Source organism: Ferruginibacter profundus (assembly GCF_054783275.1).
Genome location: NZ_BAAGQW010000001.1, coordinates 1,518,383 through 1,537,853, shown reverse-complemented (window position 1 = coordinate 1,537,853; position 19,471 = coordinate 1,518,383). Strand labels below are relative to the sequence as shown.

20 protein-coding genes are annotated in these 19,471 nt (G+C 39.5%); 8 read left to right on the top strand and 12 right to left on the bottom strand.

Annotation, left to right across the window (positions count from 1 at the left end; translation table 11 throughout):
• Nucleotides 1–122: 122 nt before the first annotated feature.
• The 9 genes from ACYVM0_RS06495 to nusB all read right to left on the bottom strand — a co-directional run bounded on the left by ACYVM0_RS06495 (nt 123) and on the right by nusB (nt 10,439).
• The gene (locus ACYVM0_RS06495; RefSeq protein ID WP_460554269.1) at nt 123–1,559 is read right to left on the bottom strand and encodes a M56 family metallopeptidase; all 1,437 of its coding nucleotides are present in this window, start codon (nt 1,557–1,559) and stop codon (nt 123–125) included.
• A gap of 32 nt (nt 1,560–1,591) precedes the next feature.
• A complete protein-coding gene (locus ACYVM0_RS06490; RefSeq protein ID WP_460554266.1) occupies nt 1,592–1,981 on the bottom strand; it encodes a BlaI/MecI/CopY family transcriptional regulator in 390 nt (129 codons plus the stop codon).
• A gap of 351 nt (nt 1,982–2,332) precedes the next feature.
• A complete protein-coding gene (locus ACYVM0_RS06485; RefSeq protein WP_460554263.1) occupies nt 2,333–4,771 on the bottom strand; it encodes a proton/sodium-translocating pyrophosphatase in 2,439 nt (812 codons plus the stop codon).
• A 153-nt stretch (nt 4,772–4,924) separates the two neighbouring features.
• Nucleotides 4,925–6,421 (bottom strand): bifunctional ADP-dependent NAD(P)H-hydrate dehydratase/NAD(P)H-hydrate epimerase, encoded by a 1,497-nt coding sequence (locus ACYVM0_RS06480; RefSeq protein ID WP_460554260.1) that lies wholly within the window; start codon nt 6,419–6,421, stop codon nt 4,925–4,927.
• Between the two features lie 85 nt (nt 6,422–6,506).
• A complete protein-coding gene (locus ACYVM0_RS06475; protein ID WP_460554257.1) occupies nt 6,507–7,811 on the bottom strand; it encodes a WG repeat-containing protein in 1,305 nt (434 codons plus the stop codon).
• Nucleotides 7,812–7,877: 66 nt separating this feature from the next.
• Nucleotides 7,878–8,459, bottom strand: a complete 582-nt coding sequence (gene coaE, locus ACYVM0_RS06470; protein ID WP_460554254.1) for a dephospho-CoA kinase — start codon at nt 8,457–8,459, stop codon at nt 7,878–7,880.
• A gap of 123 nt (nt 8,460–8,582) precedes the next feature.
• Nucleotides 8,583–8,924, bottom strand: a complete 342-nt coding sequence (yajC, locus tag ACYVM0_RS06465) for a preprotein translocase subunit YajC (protein ID WP_460554251.1) — start codon at nt 8,922–8,924, stop codon at nt 8,583–8,585.
• A 26-nt stretch (nt 8,925–8,950) separates the two neighbouring features.
• Nucleotides 8,951–9,481, bottom strand: coding sequence for a DUF1573 domain-containing protein (locus tag ACYVM0_RS06460; RefSeq protein ID WP_460554248.1), 531 nt, complete (start codon nt 9,479–9,481; stop codon nt 8,951–8,953).
• A 25-nt stretch (nt 9,482–9,506) separates the two neighbouring features.
• The gene (nusB, locus tag ACYVM0_RS06455; RefSeq protein WP_460554245.1) at nt 9,507–10,439 is read right to left on the bottom strand and encodes a transcription antitermination protein NusB; all 933 of its coding nucleotides are present in this window, start codon (nt 10,437–10,439) and stop codon (nt 9,507–9,509) included.
• Nucleotides 10,440–10,706: 267 nt separating this feature from the next.
• Here nusB and ACYVM0_RS06450 point away from each other — a divergent pair, with 267 nt between their 5' ends.
• The 5 genes from ACYVM0_RS06450 to ACYVM0_RS06430 all read left to right on the top strand — a co-directional run bounded on the left by ACYVM0_RS06450 (nt 10,707) and on the right by ACYVM0_RS06430 (nt 15,017).
• On the top strand, nt 10,707–10,991 hold the full coding sequence (locus tag ACYVM0_RS06450; protein WP_430989893.1) for a co-chaperone GroES: 285 nt from the start codon (nt 10,707–10,709) through the stop codon (nt 10,989–10,991).
• Between the two features lie 104 nt (nt 10,992–11,095).
• The gene (gene groL, locus ACYVM0_RS06445; RefSeq protein WP_460554241.1) at nt 11,096–12,733 is read left to right on the top strand and encodes a chaperonin GroEL; all 1,638 of its coding nucleotides are present in this window, start codon (nt 11,096–11,098) and stop codon (nt 12,731–12,733) included.
• Between the two features lie 408 nt (nt 12,734–13,141).
• Entirely contained in the window at nt 13,142–13,702 is a 561-nt protein-coding gene (locus ACYVM0_RS06440) for a helix-turn-helix domain-containing protein (protein WP_460554238.1), read from the top strand.
• A 77-nt stretch (nt 13,703–13,779) separates the two neighbouring features.
• Complete coding sequence (locus tag ACYVM0_RS06435; protein WP_460554235.1) at nt 13,780–14,481, top strand: basic secretory protein-like protein; 702 nt, start codon at nt 13,780–13,782, stop codon at nt 14,479–14,481.
• A gap of 14 nt (nt 14,482–14,495) precedes the next feature.
• On the top strand, nt 14,496–15,017 hold the full coding sequence (locus ACYVM0_RS06430; RefSeq protein WP_460554232.1) for a class I SAM-dependent methyltransferase: 522 nt from the start codon (nt 14,496–14,498) through the stop codon (nt 15,015–15,017).
• On the opposite strand, the gene ACYVM0_RS06425 is transcribed toward ACYVM0_RS06430, so the two are convergent.
• From ACYVM0_RS06425 to ACYVM0_RS06415, 3 genes are read right to left on the bottom strand one after another with little or no spacing between them, the layout of a single operon-like run.
• Nucleotides 15,014–15,421 (bottom strand): SET domain-containing protein, encoded by a 408-nt coding sequence (locus ACYVM0_RS06425; RefSeq protein WP_460554229.1) that lies wholly within the window; start codon nt 15,419–15,421, stop codon nt 15,014–15,016. The genes ACYVM0_RS06430 and ACYVM0_RS06425 overlap by 4 nt on opposite strands.
• The gene (locus ACYVM0_RS06420; protein ID WP_460554226.1) at nt 15,414–16,094 is read right to left on the bottom strand and encodes a lysoplasmalogenase; all 681 of its coding nucleotides are present in this window, start codon (nt 16,092–16,094) and stop codon (nt 15,414–15,416) included. Before ACYVM0_RS06420 ends, ACYVM0_RS06425 begins: the two co-directional genes overlap by 8 nt.
• 17 nt (nt 16,095–16,111) lie before the next feature.
• Nucleotides 16,112–17,017: a flagellar basal body-associated FliL family protein gene (locus tag ACYVM0_RS06415; protein ID WP_460554223.1), complete on the bottom strand. Its 906-nt coding sequence runs from the start codon at nt 17,015–17,017 to the stop codon at nt 16,112–16,114.
• 81 nt (nt 17,018–17,098) lie between these two features.
• Between ACYVM0_RS06415 and ACYVM0_RS06410 the strand changes: the two genes are divergently transcribed.
• From ACYVM0_RS06410 to ACYVM0_RS06400, 3 genes are read left to right on the top strand one after another with little or no spacing between them, the layout of a single operon-like run.
• Nucleotides 17,099–17,503, top strand: coding sequence for a hypothetical protein (locus ACYVM0_RS06410; RefSeq protein ID WP_460554220.1), 405 nt, complete (start codon nt 17,099–17,101; stop codon nt 17,501–17,503).
• Between the two features lie 25 nt (nt 17,504–17,528).
• The gene (locus ACYVM0_RS06405) at nt 17,529–18,011 is read left to right on the top strand and encodes an FKBP-type peptidyl-prolyl cis-trans isomerase (protein WP_460554217.1); all 483 of its coding nucleotides are present in this window, start codon (nt 17,529–17,531) and stop codon (nt 18,009–18,011) included.
• 28 nt (nt 18,012–18,039) lie between these two features.
• Nucleotides 18,040–19,467 (top strand): serine dehydratase alpha family protein, encoded by a 1,428-nt coding sequence (locus ACYVM0_RS06400; RefSeq protein WP_460554214.1) that lies wholly within the window; start codon nt 18,040–18,042, stop codon nt 19,465–19,467.
• Nucleotides 19,468–19,471 lie beyond the last annotated feature (4 nt).

Here is a 19,471-nt window from a genome sequence, read left to right as displayed (position 1 = left end):
CAATGGAAACGCATAATATGCTGCTTTTCGGTTTTTGCTGAGGTTGTGTTGTAGCAGGGTCAGCTTTCGGGCTTCGCATTAAATGTTATTGGAGAACAGGAAGTAAATTAAAGTATTACTTATTATTCCTTAATAACTGCTGAGTCTGCCATTACAGGAAGCAGTAATGAGTCGGAAGGTATTTCTTTAGCAGCAAGCATCCATTCGGGAACAATTACCCATTGGCCGTTAATGAATGAAACGGTATACACTTTTACAACTGAATTTTTAGAACCTGATTGTTCTTCCTTAACTATAATTTGTTTTGTAGGTATACTATCTGTGAATGCAACTGGTGTTACATTCAGATCGTCAAATTGTTGTGCAAATGCTTCGGCTTTTTCCTGAACGGATTTAATGAGTGGCTGCAGTTTTTTAAGCTGCTTTTCAATCATTGGTTTTTGTTTTTCTACCACCGCTTGAATTTTTTGCAGGTTTTCATCGTTCAGGTTTTCAATAATGTTGGAAACAAAAGCGGGTGTTGCCTCGTCATTTACATTATTATACAATGGAGCTGTAATATTTACCAGCGCTGGTTTTGATACTGCTGTAAGATGATATTGAAAAAAGAATGTAGTAACAAAAACGGTAAGCAATAAAAAACTCAGCAAAGGAAAAATAAAGCTGTTGTTTTTACGGGCAGTAAAATTGTTATTGTTGGTAAAAAAACGGATGCGTTGCAGCAATTGTTTTTTACCGGTTACAGCAGCCAGCTGGTATTGCGGTATAAATTGCTGTGCCTGTTGTACCTGCAATAATGTTTCTGCATAAAGAATGGGAGAGTAGGCAAAAGCAATCACGTTGCTGTCGCAATACTTTTCCCTTTCCAAACGTATTTTTTTACACAGCGTTATAATAAATGGATTGAAGAAGAAGATATTTTCAAGAATAATTAAAGCCCAGTTTAGCAGGAAGTCATTTGCTTTGATATGTGTCAACTCGTGCAGAATCAGCGTTTCGGCCTGCCGCATGCTCAACTGGTTAACCAATGCAACGGGTAAAACTATAATGGGTTTAAAAAATCCAAAAGTAACCGGCGCATTTATGGTACTGCTCAGCCATAGCTGCACTTTTCTTTTGATGCCAAAATGATTGGCCTTTGCTATGGTAAATAATTTAAGATCGATAGCAGGCTTTTGTAAGCCGGCAAGATGCAGTTTTTTAAAGTGTATCCATTGATACAATGCTTTTATCATTTTGTAGCTGATGGCCACAAGATAGAAAGTAAATAACCAGGGGGTGAAAAGCGTAACACTGTCAGCAGATAAAATTCCTGTTACCGTATTGCCCAAAAGGTTTTCAGTAACAGTGTTCTCTATGTTTAAAAAGTAAATGAAAAAAGTGATCACAAAAAAACTCAGCTGGGCCACCAGTAATACAAATAACCAGTTACGTTTTTGAAGCGGAGAAGTTTTGTGCTGAAAAATTTTTTCGGATAATAAATAAGCCAATAATAATAACCCGGCCTGCCACAGGCTGTGCAACATACTCATGCAGAAACTGTAGGAGAGATGCGACATGTTTTGAGTTAATTAGTTTTTGGTTGATGGTTTTATTTATTGTCTTTCTTCAGCTGATCAATAAGTGCCTGGATCTTTTCCAGTTCTTCATTGCTGGCATCATGGCCGCCTAAAGCCTGTAGTACCAGGTTGGCTGATGAGCCTGCAAATAAAGTATCGATCATCTTATTTAAAAACTGCGATTGCGTTTTTTCCCTGCTAACGGCAGGCTGGTAAATATGTGTTTTACTGCTGTCATCACGGGTAACAAGGCCCTTTTCAAACATAATCTGCATTAGTTTAAGGGTGGTGGTGTAGCCACTGTCTTTGGTCTTACTCAATTCTTCATGCACTGTACGCACCGTTGCAGCTTTCTCATTCCACAAAACCTGCAGTATTTCCAGTTCACTCTCGGTAGGTTTCAGGTTTTTAATTAATGTCATAATACGATTGTTTTCGTAATGCAAAATACGACTTTAGTCGTAATTGCCAAATCCGTTCATGTAATTTTTGTTAACAATTAACAATAGGATGTGGATACCGGGGATGGGAGGATTTTTGATCCTGGCTGGCGCCAGAATGGTTTTGCCACGGATTGCACAGATTTGCACGGATTAAATACAAGAAACTACAGGAAATAAAAAGACGTAAAGATTAATATTTTACTCGACACAAAAAATCGGTGAAAATCTGTGTAATCCGTGGCTACAAATAAAAAAGCCCCGATGTGGAAACATCCGGACTTCTTGGTTATAATGGTTCTGATTAGATATTTTTGAAAACTTCGTAAAGTTTTATTGCTGGCTGTTTTTTAGTTCGATATCTGCACCACCTAAAGCTTCAATCAATGGCTGGTATTTAGCCGCTGCATCTTCTTTAAGTTCTGTACCATCAATAGCAATCTTTCCTTTTTTTACAGATAGTGTATAGTTGTCTTTCTTCAACAAATTATCGGTAGCCAAGGCATCAACTAATTTACCAGTTGCGGTATTCATCACCTCTTTATCTGAACTAACGGTTACGCTCATTGTGTTGGTACTGTCATTTTTTGTAACCAGCATTTCCCTGATCACTTCCTTCCCGCTTTCTTTAGATGAAGCTTTGCCGTGAATGGTTGCAAGGGTAGGTGCAATTACTAAAGAAACTATACTCATTAATTTGATCAGGATGTTCATTGACGGACCTGAAGTATCTTTAAACGGATCACCTACAGTATCACCGGTTACAGAAGCTTTGTGCGGATCAGATTTTTTATAGAACATTTCGCCGTTTATTTCCACCCCTTTTTCAAAAGATTTTTTTGCATTATCCCATGCACCACCGGCATTGTTCTGGAACATACCCATTAGTACACCGCTAACCGTTGCACCAGCCAAAAAGCCGCCCAATGCTTCGGCACCAAGGCCCGGCATAAAGCCAATGATTAACGGGGAGACGATAGCAATAGCACCCGGCAACATCATTTTTTTAAGAGAAGCCTGGGTAGAAATAGCCACACATTTGTCGTATTCAGGTTTGCCTGTACCTTCCATGATACCAGGAATGGTACGGAACTGCCTGCGTACTTCTTCCACCATTGCCATTGCCGCTTCGCCTACCGCACGGATAGCCAGTGAAGAGAATATAAAAGGAATCATGGCCCCTACAAATAAGCAGGCCAATACATTTGCTTTGTAAATATCAATACCACTGATGCCAGCCACACCAACAAAGGCTGCAAATAAAGCCAGTGCAGTTAAAGCGGCAGAAGCAATGGCAAAACCTTTACCACTGGCGGCTGTAGTGTTACCTACAGCATCCAGCACGTCAGTTTTTTCACGCACATCGCCTGGTAATTCACTCATTTCGGCAATACCACCGGCGTTATCAGCAATTGGTCCGAATGCATCAATAGCCAATTGCATAGCAGTAGTAGCCATCATACCGGCAGCAGCAATAGCCACACCGTATAATCCGGCACATTCGTAACTGCCCCAGATACCACCGGCTAAAACCAGTATTGGCAAGAAGGTAGATTCCATACCTACCGCTAACCCGCCAATTACGTTGGTAGCATGGCCGGTAGATGATTGACGGATGATAGATAATACCGGACGTTTGCCCATAGCAGTGTAGTATTCAGTGATGATACTCATTAAAGCACCCACGGCCAATCCTACAGCAATGGCACCCATTACACCCCATTTGGTGAAAGGTACGCCACGTAAAATCATATGTTCGGGTAATAACCAGTTCACTAAAAATGCTGCAGCAATAGCCGTCAGTATCATTGAACCCCAGTTACCCATGTTCAATGCTTTTTGTACAGTAGCAGTATTAATGCCGGCTGTTTCGCTGATGCGAACAAACAAAGTACCGATGATTGAAAATATAATACCTACACCGGCAATAACCATTGGTAAAATGATAGGGGAGAAGCCGCCCAGGATATCGGTACCGCCTACGATTGTAGTTTGCTGACCTAATACGATGGTTGCTAAAACTGTTGCCACGTAAGAACCGAAAAGATCGGCACCCATACCGGCAACGTCACCCACGTTATCACCCACATTATCTGCAATTGTTGCAGGGTTGCGTGGATCATCTTCAGGAATACCAGCTTCTACTTTACCAACTAAATCGGCACCCACATCGGCAGCTTTTGTATAGATACCACCACCCACACGGGCAAATAATGCAATAGACTCTGCACCTAAAGAAAAGCCGGTGAGTACCTCTATAGTCCTTACCATTTCTTCAGAATCGATAGTTGCTGCAGGAGCAAAAAAGTGTTTTAATACAATGTATAAACCACCTAATCCCAGTACAGCCAGGCCTGCAACACCAACGCCCATTACGGCACCGCCTGTAAATGATACGTTCAATGCTTTTGCAAGACTGGTACGTGCAGCCTGCGCCGTGCGTACATTAGCCTTGGTAGCGGCTTTCATACCGATATAACCTGCGGTAGCACTTAAAACAGCACCAAGCACGAAGGCAATGGCAATACTCCAGTGACTGTGCGGATTAGCACCAGCCATAACAGCCAGTAATATGCCCACAATTACAACGAAATAGCCCAAAACTTTCCATTCAGCTTTTAAAAAAGCCATGGCACCTTCAGCAATATAAGTGCTGATTTCTTTCATGCGGTCGTTACCTGCATCTTGTTTACTAACCCAGTTGAATTTCCATAAGGTGTAAAGCAATCCTAAAACACCCATTGCCGGAACGGCGTAGATCAAATTATCCATAGTAGTTGTTCTGAAATTTGGACGGCAAAAATAGGGGAATTGGTTCAAAAACAGGCATATTGGTTGGGTTTATTGCCGGAGTGAGGCCTGATAAAGCTTTAAGGCAAATTTTGTCAATAAATCAGGCCCTGAAAAATACCTGTTTATTGTGTTTTAAAGCAAGGCTTTAAAGGCCTCTCCAAGGTGTGCCGTAATATCCCCGGCAATCATGGCTTCCTGCGATAATGCAGCTGCCGCAAAGTCGCCGGCCAGGCCGTGTAAGTATGTACCTAACAGGCAGGCCTGCGAAGAGGTGTAGCCCTGCGCCAGTAAACCGGTGATAATGCCGCTGAGCACATCACCGCTGCCGGCAGTTGCCATACCGGCATTGCCAGTACTGTTGAAAAAGCCTTTTCCTTCTGGTGTGCTGATAAATGAAAAATGCCCTTTTAATATTATGCAGATATTGTACTGCTTCGATTTTTGCAAAGCCAGATGCAAACGTTCAAAATTATTGTTGGTAGTGCCAAAGAGTTTTTCAAATTCTTTAGGGTGTGGTGTTAAGATTGAATTGGGGGGAATTATATCCAGCAAAGTTTTATCAGCCGCAATAGTATTTAATGCATCGGCATCAATGAGCATTGGTTTGCTTACGGTAGTAAAAATTTCTTTTAAAAGCAGGCCATGGCTTTCAAACATTCCAATACCCGGGCCAACGCCTACCGCATTATAGGTTTCCATTTTATTTGTCGCTGTAATATGGTCTTCACCGGCAATGCGGCACATTGCTTCGGGAATTGTGGTTTGCAATATTTCATCACCACATTTTGGAGTGAAGCAGGTTAATTTACCGGCGCCGCTTCTTAAACATGCTTTGGCACTTAATACTGCTGCACCCATCATCCCCAGGCTACCGCATAGTAATGCGGCATGGCCAAAATTACCTTTGTGAGAAAAATTATGGCGCGGCTTGTACATAGATCTGATGAGTGGCTTATCGGATATTTCAAAAGCAGCAGCTTCTTCCATTTCAAATTTTTTGTGCAGGCCTATATTGAGCAGGTGAATGGTACCGCAATAAATTTCGTTCTCCGGTAATAAAAATGCCAGTTTATAATTTTGAAAGGAGAGGGTATGTGTGGCTTTTATAACGGTGTTGTTTTTTGATGAGCTATCTGCAGATAAACCGCTCGGCAGGTCGATAGCAATAATTTCTGCCTGGTATTGATTAATATGATTGACCAATGCAGCGCTTATGCCTTCCAGTGGTTTGTTTAAACCTGTGCCAAACAGGGCGTCGATAATGATATCATTATTGTTTATTACCGGAAAGAATTCTGCTGACTGTATAAAATGAATACCGGCGCTGCATTCATGTAACCGGGTTAAATTAGTTTGAAAATCTGCAGTGCCGATATTCCCGAATTCAAGAATGTACACCGTAACGGTATATGATTTTTTAATTAGCATCCGGGCAATGGCTAAACCATCACCGCCATTATTACCCTTGCCGCAGAAAATATGCAGCTTTTTTTGACAATAGTCTTGTGTTGTAAGCCATTCACAGCATTTTGATGCTGCCCTTTCCATTAAATCTATTGCAGCAACCGGCTCGCTGGCAACGGTAAATGCATCCCATTTTTTTATTTGTGCTGCAGAAAAAATTTTCATGCAGGTAAGTTACAAAAGAATGGGGAGTAAAAGAATGATGGTGGTTAGTTGTGGCCGGTGAATGCACCGATCACTACAGTGGCGGTCACCTGGTAATATCGGAATATTCTTTTCCGACGGCGTTAAGGTAGCTGATCAATACTGTTGTATAACTATTGTTGAGATAGATATAACGGTATATAAGACTCAGCTTCATATCATGCGAATAGGAAAAAACCTTATCCTGGTTGATAACTGGTTTTAAATATTTGTCGGTAATAGTATGACTCTCTTTTTCCTCGGTGATCTTTGCATTTATGATATAATTGCTGTTACCTATTTTACTGATGCTTCTGATATCTTTAATACCAATTCCTTTTACTGTATCTCCGCTTCGGTAAAAGGCCCTTGGCCCGATGCCCATTACAAAATTACTGCCATCAATAGTACTGATGTAATCTGCAGCCTTTTTATTTAATGCCACCCCCTCTTTGTCTATGATATAAACAGAATCGTTGCTGTTTTTTATTATGAATAAATTATTGGCAACAGCATTGGCTTTCTTAAATCCTTTTCCTTTAAATAAAGTATTTCCTTTGGTATCAATTAAAAAGTTTTCAGCGCCTGTTTTTACAACAGCATAACCGTTTTCAAAATCATTAGCATCGTCAAATTGGGGAGTTACAATTTCTTTTCCGGACATATTAATGTAGCCATATTTTGCATTTATTTTTACAAATGCCAGCCCATCATTAAATCGTCCTATACCATTATACTTTGGCTCCAGTACCCATTTTCCGCCTGCATTAATAAAGCCGGTTTTATCGTTTGCATCTACTATTTTTAAAATTCCTTCCTCTGTTTTATAAATCGATTTATAAATGATGGGGAGAATAGATTCTCCATTTTCTTTTGATAGACCATAGCGTATATTTTCATTCAGCAGCCCTGTACTGCTGTTAAGGGAGTATAAAAAAATGCCCGGTATTCCTGATACAGCAACTTTCTGTGTGGTTTTTATCCCTCCGCCTTTAATTGTTTTTTTTGTTTTGATATTGATCACATAATTTTCAAAGCTAACAGGATCAGCTACTGCTACATAATCATTTTCAACATTACTGCAGGAGATGTAGATTGGTTCTATGATCACATTACCCTTTGCATCCATTAAACCAAAACGTTTATTTTTCTTCAATACCACGTACCCGTTTTCAAACAAATTCATTTGTTCGTTAACAGGCTGAATTACAATATTGAATTGTTCATCTTTATAACCCCAGAGTTTATTTACATCCCAGTTTGCATAATTCTGCACCTGGTAAGGAATGAGTTTACCGGTAGTTTGTTGTGCCGGAGCGTTTACATGACAAAATATAACTGCAAATATTCCCAATACAAATCTTTGTATCATAATTTGATTTTTGTAAATGTAAAGGAAAAGTTATGCCGGCAGATACCCTGTTGAGGGTAATTGTATTTAAAGAGAAGATAATTTTTGATGCAACGCCATTACCTGTGGAATCACTAATTCCTGCTCATCATTTTGTATAACAAAATCGCAGAGCCGCATTTTAATGGTTTCATCAATTTGCTTATTCATTCTTGCAATTACTTCATCACGGGAAATGCCATCTCGTTGCATTGTACGTTGTATGCGCAGGGGGGCGGGGGTGTAAACGCCAATTACATAATCCAGGTGTTCCTGTGCGCCGCTTTCAAAAATAATGGCGGCTTCTTTTATAGCGTAAGGAGTGGTTTGTTGCTGCATCCATTTTTCAGCGTCGGCAATTGTTGCAGGATGTACAAAACTATTGAGTAAAGCCAGTTGAGCAGGGTTATTAAAAACAATACCAGCAAGGTATTTTCTATCCAGTTGTCCGTTTACATAAGCAGCTTCGCCAAATGCCTGCTTAATTTTTTGCTTTAGCCCTTCATCTTCATTCATCAGGCGTTTGCCTGCATCATCGGCATAATACACAGGTACACCCAGCACTTCAAATACTTTAGCCACGGTACTTTTACCGCTGCCAATGCCCCCGGTGATGCCAACTTTTATCATATACCCTTAAATGTATTTGCGATTTCAGATCTCAGATTCCGGATTTGAAATACACCGTAATCTACCATAAATCTAAAATCGCAAATATGCCTGCCGGAAGGCAGGTCTAAAATCTAAAATAAATTATTTTTTGGCTTCTGCAGCAGGTTTATTAATGTTGGTGGTCCATTCCATACTGATAGCACTGCGTTCAATTTTAATGTAACTGCCGGGGCTCACTTCCATTTCTAAAGTGTTATCGTCATTTACTTTATTTACTTTACCATGTATACCCGCAATGGTAACAATTTTGTCGCCTTTTTGCAGGTTGTTAATAAACGCTTTTTGTTGTTTTGCTTTTTTTGCCTGCGGACGGATCATAAAAAAATAAAACACCGCAATCATGCCACCCATCATTACTAAAGTGGTGGTGCTGCTGCCTTTTCCCTGTGGATCCATCATTAAAAAAATACTTAGTAGTTGCATGTTATTTATGTTATTGGTTAATTAGTTTATTGCTTTGGTTTAATATCGCCCATTAATTTTAATACCGGGAAGGCAGGAGTTACGTTAGATGATACATTGATCTCTTTTTCAACATGGTCTTTTTTACCACTGCTGTTGAATACCACTTTTAAAAAACCGGTTTCGCCGGGAAGTATAGGTTTTTCGGGTTTTTCCGGTACGGTACAACCGCAACTGGCGTGCGCTTCAAAAATCACTAGAGGGTTGCTGCCGGTATTTTTAAAACGATAGCTGTATTCTACTTTTTCGCCATCGGTAATTGTTCCAAAATTATATACGCTGTCTATCAATTGTACAGTAGTAGTGCTTTTCATAGCTTCGTCCTGGGCCTTTTTTTGTTCGGCCATTTTTGCAGAATCTTCCACTCTTTTTTTAGCCAGTTCTACAGAATCTTCCTTCATTTTCTGTACCATTTGTACAGAGTCAAGATTAGAGTCGTCAGAAATTTTATCCTTTCTTTTTATATCACATGAAAAAAGTGAAACAGAAACAAGGATGAATAAAATGTTTTTTGTCATTGATAAAAAGTTTATTCAAAGATATTTACAAGGTGCTGTTTTTGTGGCTCTTCTTATGAATTTTATTTTCCTGCGTTAATTCTTTATGGATATTGTCTAAAAGGCCGTTTACAAACTGTCCGCTTTGCACGGTGCTGTATTCTTTTGCCAGGTCGATGTATTCATTGATTGTAACCTTGGTAGGTATGGTTTCAAAAAATAAAAATTCACATACACCCATTTGCAAAATGATGAGGTCCAATGCTGCAATACGATCGGCATCCCAGTTCTTTAATTTGGGTTTGATGAGTTCTAAAGTAACTTCACTTTTTTCGAGTGTGGTTTGTAAAAGGCTTTTGGCAAATTCTAATTTTTCTTTACTCAGTATCGGGCCAAAATCGTAGCTGGCGGGCTTTTGTAAAAAGTTTAATACCAGCTGCTCCATCATTTCGGCATCATCATCCCAGTTAATAAAATATTCTTCCAGGTGGCTGATAAAATCTTCGTTGGGTAAAAGGAGTGTACTGAAAATGTATTCTAAAATTTCCTTTTCAGATTTTTTATCTCTTGCCTGTACTTCGATATATTCTTTATATTCTTCTGATGCTGCTAATTGCAGGTATATCTTCTTTAAAAGCTCCCCGTCAATAATGTGTTTTAATTTAAACTCATTTACTGCTGCGTTAAAGCCGGGTTGTTCCAGTATTTTCCACAGTACCTCATTACCTGCTATTTTGGTATTTACAGTAAGATCGGCCTGGCTGGGCAGGTTTTTGGATGCCCGGTGTTTGGCCGAAGTTTCGGAGTAGCGGGCTACTTCTGTAATAAAATAGGTTAAGTAGGTAAAGAGATGGCGGCTGAGATCTAATTTTTTGTTTAAGATTACAAGTGGTTCGCCGGGCTTTACTTCGCCGCTCATGCTGTCGATAGTATAAAGTGTTTGCATCACTTTTACCCTGATATTTCTTCTGCTGATCATAATAATGTGGCGGCAAAGGTAACTATGAATTATGAATTATGATGGATGATTTATGAATTGCTTTCCCACAGGGCGCCAATTCTTTTTGCGGGCCTGCCAAAAATTCGTGTCCCACACAGGTTGAAACTGCCGAATTTGTGCCAATTCCTTATCCCTGATTCCCAATTTGATAGAAAAACTGCCATCATTGCTTTAAATTTTGAATGGCATAGAATTAGCATACCTTTGCCGACCGAATTATTTAACAAAATCAAAAACAATAGAGTTATGGCAACTAAGAAGTTAAGCATTACCCCATTGCACGACAGGGTGATTGTGAAACCAGCTGCTGCAGAAGAAAAATCTGCTGGTGGTATTATTATTCCTGATACAGCAAAAGAAAAACCACAGCGTGGTGTTGTATTGGCTGCAGGCCCTGGTAAAAAAGATGAACCAGTTACTGTAAAAGCTGGAGATACTGTTTTATATGGCAAATATGCAGGTACAGAGATCAGCGTGGAAGGACAGGATTACCTGATCATGAGAGAGAGTGATATTTTGGCAATAGTTTAAAACAGCGGTGAGCAATCAGCTGCAAGCCACAAGCAAAGACTTATCCTTGTAGCTTTTCCCCTTGAAGCTAGTACAATTTTATAAAATCTAAAAATTATTATACAATGGCAAAAATGATATACTTCGATATTGAAGCAAGAAATAAAATGAAGAAAGGCGTTGACACTTTAGCCAATGCCGTTAAAGTAACGCTTGGTCCAAAGGGCCGCAACGTGGTGATTGAGAAAAAATTTGGTGCACCACAGGTAACCAAAGATGGTGTTACTGTTGCAAAAGAAATTGAACTGGAAGACCCTATTGAGAATATGGGCGCACAGATGGTGAAAGAAGTAGCTTCTAAAACTGCAGATATTGCAGGTGATGGTACTACTACTGCAACTGTATTGGCACAATCTATTATCAGTGAAGGTTTGAAAATGGTTGCTGCAGGTGCAAACCCGATGGACCTGAAACGTGGTATTGATAAAGCTGTTTCTATTGTAGTTGAAAATTTGAAAGGCCAGAGCCAGACTGTTGGCAATGATGCTAAAAAGATTCAGCAGGTAGCTACTATCTCTGCCAACAACGACGAAACCATCGGTAAATTAATTGCTGAAGCTTTTGTAAAAGTGGGTAAAGAGGGTGTGATTACTGTAGAGGAAGCAAAAGGAACTGATACCACTGTTGATATTGTTGAAGGTATGCAATTTGACAGGGGATATATCTCTCCCTACTTTGTAACTAACAGCGAAAAAATGCAGGCTGAATTACAAAGCCCTTACATTTTAATATATGATAAGAAGATATCTGCAATGAAAGATATCCTTAGCATTCTGGAAAAAGTTGCACAAAGCGGCCGTCCTTTGGTAATTATTGCTGAAGACCTGGAAGGTGAAGCATTGGCAACATTAGTGGTAAATAAATTACGTGGTACTATTAAAGTAGCTGCGGTAAAAGCACCGGGCTTTGGCGACAGAAGAAAAGAAATGCTGACTGATATAGCCATCTTAACAGCAGGTACAGTTATTAGCGAAGAATTGGGCCATAAACTGGAAGCTGCTGACTTAACTTTCTTAGGTCAGGCTGCATCAATTACAATTGATAAAGACAATACCACTATCGTTGGAGGTAAAGGTAAAAAAGCTGATATCACTGCACGTGTAAATCAAATTAAAGCACAGGTAGAAAATACAACTTCTGATTACGATAAAGAAAAATTACAGGAGCGCCTGGCAAAATTAGCCGGTGGTGTTGCAGTACTTTATGTAGGTGCTGCTACCGAAGTAGAAATGAAAGAAAAGAAAGACAGGGTAGATGATGCATTACATGCAACACGTGCTGCTGTTGAAGAAGGCATTGTACCAGGTGGTGGTGTTGCTTATATCCGTGCTATTGAAGCCCTGGAACCAAAGGTAAAAGGTCAGATAGCTGATGAGCAAACCGGTATGGCAATTGTTCGCCGTGCATTGGAAGAACCTATCCGTACGTTAACTTCAAATGCAGGTATCGACGGTTCTATCGTGGTACAAAAAATTAAAGAAGGTAAAGGTGATTATGGTTTTAATGCAAGAACTGAAATATACGAAAACCTGTTTAAAGCGGGTGTTATCGATCCAACCAAAGTTAGCCGTGTAGCATTGGAAAATGCAGCAAGTATTGCAGGTATGTTGTTAACAACAGAATGTGTAATTGCTGATAAACCTAAAGACGAAGCGCCTCATAGCCATGGTGCTCCTGATATGGGCGGAATGGGCGGTTATTAATAAATGACAATGAATTAATGGATAACTAAATTCCCTCTTGCTGAAAAGTAAGAGGGAATTTTAAATTGACTGATACATTGATTGTTTAACAATTAAAAATGGAGGAACCTATGAAAGTAAGTTTGAGGCATTTGTATTGTTATTTCAAAAAATTGTTTAAGTCCCGCCAAGGGGATGATTACTGGGGAGATAATCCTTTTGTGATTCACTAAAACTGATTCCTCTTACTGAAAAGTAAGAGGAATTTTTGTTACCGGAAGCCCTGACTTTTGGTGATACCAGTTAACGGCTTGCTATGCTATAGAATGATTAGTTAAAATGTGATCATTTTTCTTTTTGGATTGGTTATTGAACAGAGCGAAGAAAGTGTTAGTTTACACTTTACCTTAACCATTAAATCAATAATTGATGAAATTGTACATTAGAAATATGGCCTGCCTCAGCTGCAAAGTAGTAGTAAAAGAAGCGTTAGAAGAAATGGATATACACTCTGTAAAAGTTGAATTAGGGGAAGTGGAAACCAAAGAAGAAGTGAGCGAAGAAGAGAAGCTGCTGCTGAATAAAAAAATAAAAAAGGTAGGATTAGAATTACTGGAAAGCAAACAGGGCATACTTATAGAAAAAATAAGAAAAGTAATTGTGGATTATGTATATAACACGGATGAAAAAGAAATTATCAACTTTTCTGATCTGTTGAGCCAGAAACTAAATTACAGTTACTCTTACCTGGCTAATTTTTTCTCGGAGGTTGAAGCAACTACCATTGAACAGTATGTAATTGCCCTGAAGATTGAACGTATAAAGGAACTGATCATTTTTGGAGAAGATACACTTACCCAAATAGCCGATAAACTACATTACAGCAGCGTGGCGCATTTATCGGCACAGTTTAAAAAAGTTACCGGGTTAACGCCTACGCATTTTAAACAATTAAAGAAGAAGCGGAGGCTTGCCATACAGGAATTGTAGTGCGGCATCAGGGCGCTTAAGAAAAAGGATTTTTTATACTTTATATTGCAACTTTTTTGTTACTTAAAATTGCACACATGATCATGCAAAAAACATCTTTCGGTACTCTTCTTTTAATGACCATATTGTTCTGTTGCAATAACCTGATTGCACAGCCTGCACAAACTATCAAACACGGTAAATACACGTTGTATGTATCGGGTAATGACAGCAGCTTTTCGCCGCAGCTTACACAAAGGCTGATTGATGTATTTTTTATAGTGTATCCAAAGCTGGCAAAAGAATACAATACCAGGACGCTTAAAAAAGTAACCTTTTTTATTGATACTGCTTACCATGGTGTAGCGGCTACGGATAATGGGAGAGTAGTGTTCAGTGCTGCTTACATGACGAAACATCCCGGTGATGTGGATGTGGTAACGCATGAGGTAATGCATATTGTTCAAAATTATGGAGAGCGTTCCGGGCCAGGTTGGCTTACAGAAGGTATTGCAGATTTTGCACGCCATAAATTTGGTGTGGATAATGCCGGTGCCGGATGGCGTATGCCCGATTTTAAACCCACACAACATTACGATAATAGTTACCGCATTACAGCAAGGTTCTTATATTGGCTGGAGAAAAAAATACATCCCGGTATTGTGGCGAAATTAAATACAGCATTAAGAAAACATACTTATACCGATGCTATTTGGATGCAATTAACGGGTAAAGACCTGGATGCACTTTGGGAAATGTATGGGAAAGATCCTTCTGTTGAAGTACTGATGATAAGGTAAATGAATTTAAAAAAATGCTGTTAACTGAAGCCATAAAATTAATTGACCATAAAGCGATCAATAATAACCAGGCGGAACACTGGGCTGATTTTGGTTGCGGTACCGGTTTATTTACAAAAGCACTGGCATCAATAATAAAAACAGGAAGTACCATAACAGCTATTGACAAGAACGGCAACAGCTTAAAAAAATTAGGCGGTGTTTTTAATGGCGTTACCATTGAAACATTGCAGCAGGATTTTACGGTTGCAAAATTTATTATTCCTCCCGACGGTATATTAATGGCGAATGCATTGCATTATGTAGCCCACCAGCAAAATTTTGTTGCACATCTAAAAACATTGATAAAAGAAAACGGCAGCCTTATTATTGTAGAATATGATACTGATAAAGCCAATCCATGGGTACCTTACCCGGTAAATTTTAGTAAATTAACACAGCTTTTTCAGCAACAGGGTTTTTCAAACATTGAATTAACCGGACGGCAAAATTCTGTGTATGGCGCAATGATGTATTCCGTGATCATAAAAAACTAATCCACTATCTCCCCGTAATCCACCAGTAATTCTTCCCCGGCTTTTATATCTCTTACGGCTTCAAAATAATCGCCATCGTTTATCGAAATTATATTGGCAATATCAGCATGATTTAAAAAAAGTGAGAGGTCAATTTTTTTAAATCCGTTTCCCGGTATAAAATAATTGTCTTCGTCGTACAAACAATAATTGCCTACAATAAATTGGGCATGGGGTGGCAGGGCGTCTACTTCTGTTTTAGGCACTGTTACCCATTCATCATCGGTACCGGGCTTGCTGAACATATCCCTGCAGCCTTTGGGGATATCTGTAATGGCAAATACACCAACGCCTTCAATGGGAGAGGGTTTAAGCATTACATAAGTATTGTTGGTTAATTCGGCCAGTAATTCTGCTTTAGTCATGTGGTTGTTGTTTAATAAATGCCGTAACTATAAAAAATTGTGCAGCGCAATAGGTAAGCATAATACATACACCTGCATAAGCAAAGGGTTGATAAAATTTATTTATTGCCAGCAGTGAATCACTGAGTACAAAAAATGCGGCACCGGATAAAAATAACCTGTTGGCAGGGGCATTCACTTTTACAAAGATATGCAGGCTGCAAAGCAACATGGTACAAATAACAGCGGCGTACACCATTACCGGAATTTTTAATTCCTTTAAATGAGGGTATAAAAAATATACAAGCGAAACGCCGTATCCAATAACCAATAAAAATAACAGCGGCTGCTTTTTTAGTAATGACATGCCTGCAGGTTCAATCTTTAAAAAATAAATGATGTAAAAAATATGTGTGGTTAAAAAACAAACCAGGCCAAAAATAAAAAAAAGCTTGTACGTGTTTTCAAATAATAAAAATAGATCGCCCAGCCAGGAGAAGAATAATCCAATCAGTACTAAATGTTTTCGTGGTACTGTTGTTTTTGCTGTGCCCGATAACAATAGCAACATGGGCACCAGTAAAGGTTTAGTAATAAAATGTAATGCTGAAATACCTGCGGCGATGCCAATACTATCAGCTGCAACCACTACCCAGAAAAGAACGGCTAATTGTATGGGTATCTTGTTTTTCATCCGCAAAAATCAGCCCGTCATTTAATGTCAATAGAAGGTTTGCCCCCGAATAAAATTCTTACAGAATCTTTTGCATGAATGGTATCGGTAAGCGGTAAGGCCATTGGCATTGCCAGTTTATAAGTTACCGAATCAGCAGTATATACTTCAAGTTTGTATCCGTATTTGGTAAGCCTGTTATAGGCGTTCTGAGCTAATAACAAGGACGGATATTTTTTGATGACTACCTTAAATGTACCTGGTGCATTAGTAATTGCCGGTGCAATGCTATCCGGTTTATGTTGTACCAATGCAGTAGTATCTTTTTTTGTTGTATCAGCTGCAGGTGTAACAGGAGGGGGCACCTGTTCTGTTGTATTTTCCGCAACAGGCGCAGCTGATTTTTTGTTGCTTAAAAAATACCATACCGCCCAACCAATAGCACCAACAATAAGTACGGCAGCTATAATGGCCACCAGTTTTTTATTAGTGGCAGCCGGTTTAGATTCATTACCAAATGAAACATTTTCTTCTGCCTTCTCTTTTAATTTTACTTCGGCATCTTCTACCCTGGTATTAATATACTGGCCCTGGGAAAACTGGTATTCTCCCAACTGATTTTTTTCCAGCATACCAATGCCTTCAATTTTCAGGGGCTTGCCAATATTTAAGAACTGGCTGGCCAGCATCAGGTAAGATTCCAGGTCGGCAGAAGCCAGGGGCCTCATTTTGCGGCTTTGTTGTACTATGTAATTGATAAGCGATTCGTCTTCTGTTGCTTTTGGATTGTATTGAAATGACACTGCATTTTCGGGCAGTACAATATCCTTCTCCGTTTCGGCAGGCATAACAAAATCGGGAGATAAGGTGAAAGTGCCGATGCCCTGTAATGTAACCTGTTTGGTGATGTAAAAATGCTGTACCAGCAGTTGTTCTATCTTCATTATAGATGGTTAAAGGATAATTAACCTACAAGATATTTAAAATATGGCAAACTTGTAGCTACAATGCTATAGTTTTGCAGCATGCTTTCAGAAAAAGAGGAAAATTTCATTATTTACTGGGAAAAAGTACGTGAAAAAGAGAGTACTTTCCGCCATAAGTTTTTAGCAGGTTTACCAATGGCATTTATGTTTGGCCTGCCGATCCTTATTTTTTTTGGAATTGTAAAGATCTTTTTTCCTTCCTGGTTTACCACAGCATCGCATAAACAAACTGAAATAGCAACCACAGAATGGTCGGCAAAATTTATGCAACTTTCTAACGGGGATATTATTGCAGCATTGGTTGCCGTGTTTATTGTAATTCTTTTTTTCTCTTACTTTCGTATGCATTATAAATGGGAGAATAATGAACAATTGTACAAGGAACTAAAAAGTGTACAAAAAAAAGAGCAGGATGCAGCATTACAGGCATCCATTATCTCTTAACTTTAACCTTTTAATAAGTATAAATATGATAAAGAAATTATTAGTTTTTAGTGCCGTGATTGTTTTACTGAGTTCTTGTGTTAAGTCGAAAGATACTGGTTGCCCGTATAAGGAATCCACCGTGGTGGCGCCTGCTTCTGAACAGGCTACGCTGCAGACCTATGTGAATGCCAACGATCCTGCTGCTATATTGCATCCCAGTGGATTCTATTATAAAATTACGGCACCCAGCACCGGCTCTGTTACTCCGGGAGTTTGTTCTTCAGTTACAGTAAGATATTCAGGCTACTTAACCAATGGAACAAAGTTTGATGAAAACCTTAGTGGTGTCAATTTTGTTTTGGGCGGATTGATCACCGGCTGGCAAAAAGGTATTCCCCTGATTAAAAAGGGCGGTTCCATCACTTTATATCTTCCTCCATCTTTAGGTTATGGCAGCAATGCAGTAGGTTCTATTCCTGCTAATTCAATCCTGATATTTTATATACAGTTATTAGATGTGCAATAATATTTTTCAGCAACCTAAATAATAATCATTGAGCCACGAAGCTATTTCGGTGTTTGATATGTTTAAAATAGGTGTTGGTCCATCCAGCAGCCATACACTGGGGCCGTGGCGTGCTGCACAACGTTTTACCGATTCCTTACAGCAAAAAAATATTTTGCAGGATGTGAAGAGTATCGAGGTATTATTGTACGGCTCACTGGCAAAAACCGGTGTAGGCCATGGTACAGATGTGGCGGTGCAATTGGGTTTAAGTGGTGATGATCCTGTTACGTTTGATGTAGATAATATCACGGCCAAGATTGAGGATATTAAAGTAATGAAAAAAATATTACTGGCGGGTAAACACGAAATTGATTTTGACCCTGCAGAAGATATTGAATTTTTATTCAGTGAAAGTTTACCTTTTCATCCCAACGCTTTAACTTTTTTAGCCAAATTTCATAACGATGATACCCTTGCAGAAACTTATTATTCTGTAGGCGGTGGTTTTGTAAAAAAAGAAGGAGAAGATAGTAATGCCCTTGATGAAGTAGTGCTTCCTTTTCCTGTAAATACTGCAGATGAGTTGCTGCACTGGTGCATGAAGACGGGGCTTAATGTAAGTGATGTGGTATTGGAAAATGAAAGCAGCTGGAGAAAAGAAGCAGATACCAAAGCCGGTGTACTGAATATCTGGAATACGATGACGGCCTGCATTTATCGTGGCTGCCATACCGAAGGGATGTTGCCCGGTGGACTGAATGTAAAAAGGCGTGGCGCAGGATTGAATAAAAAATTAATGAATGGACGCAGCTATACTGATTACAATAGCTGGCTGGCAACAATACGGCAGGGGGGAAGTGATTTTAAATATATTTTAGATTGGGTGAGCTGTTTTGCGTTGGCAGTAAATGAAGAGAATGCCAGCTTTGGCAGGGTTGTTACTGCGCCTACTAACGGTGCCGCAGGTGTGATACCGGCAGTGCTGCAATACTACGTGGCTTTTTGTGATGGCAACAGCAATGAAAAAATAATCCAGTTTTTATTAACTGCTGCCGAAGTAGGGAGCATCTTTAAAAAAGGGGCCACTATATCTGCTGCTATGGGTGGCTGCCAGGCAGAAATTGGTGTAAGTAGTGCAATGGCTGCTGCAGCATTAACTGAATGTATGGGTGGTACACAACGCCAGACTTTAATGGCTGCCGAAATTGCTATGGAACATCACCTGGGTTTAACCTGCGATCCTATTGGCGGATTGGTACAAATTCCCTGTATTGAAAGAAATACCATGGGTGCAATAAAAGCTATCACTGCTTCTCAGCTGGCCTTGCAAAGTACACCTGATTATGCTAAAGTTAGCCTGGATGGGGTAATTAAAACCATGTGGGACACAGCTCTTGACATGAATAGTAAATATAAAGAAACTGCTGATGGCGGCCTGGCGGTGAACGTACCGATCAGTTTGAGCGAATGTTGAGTGA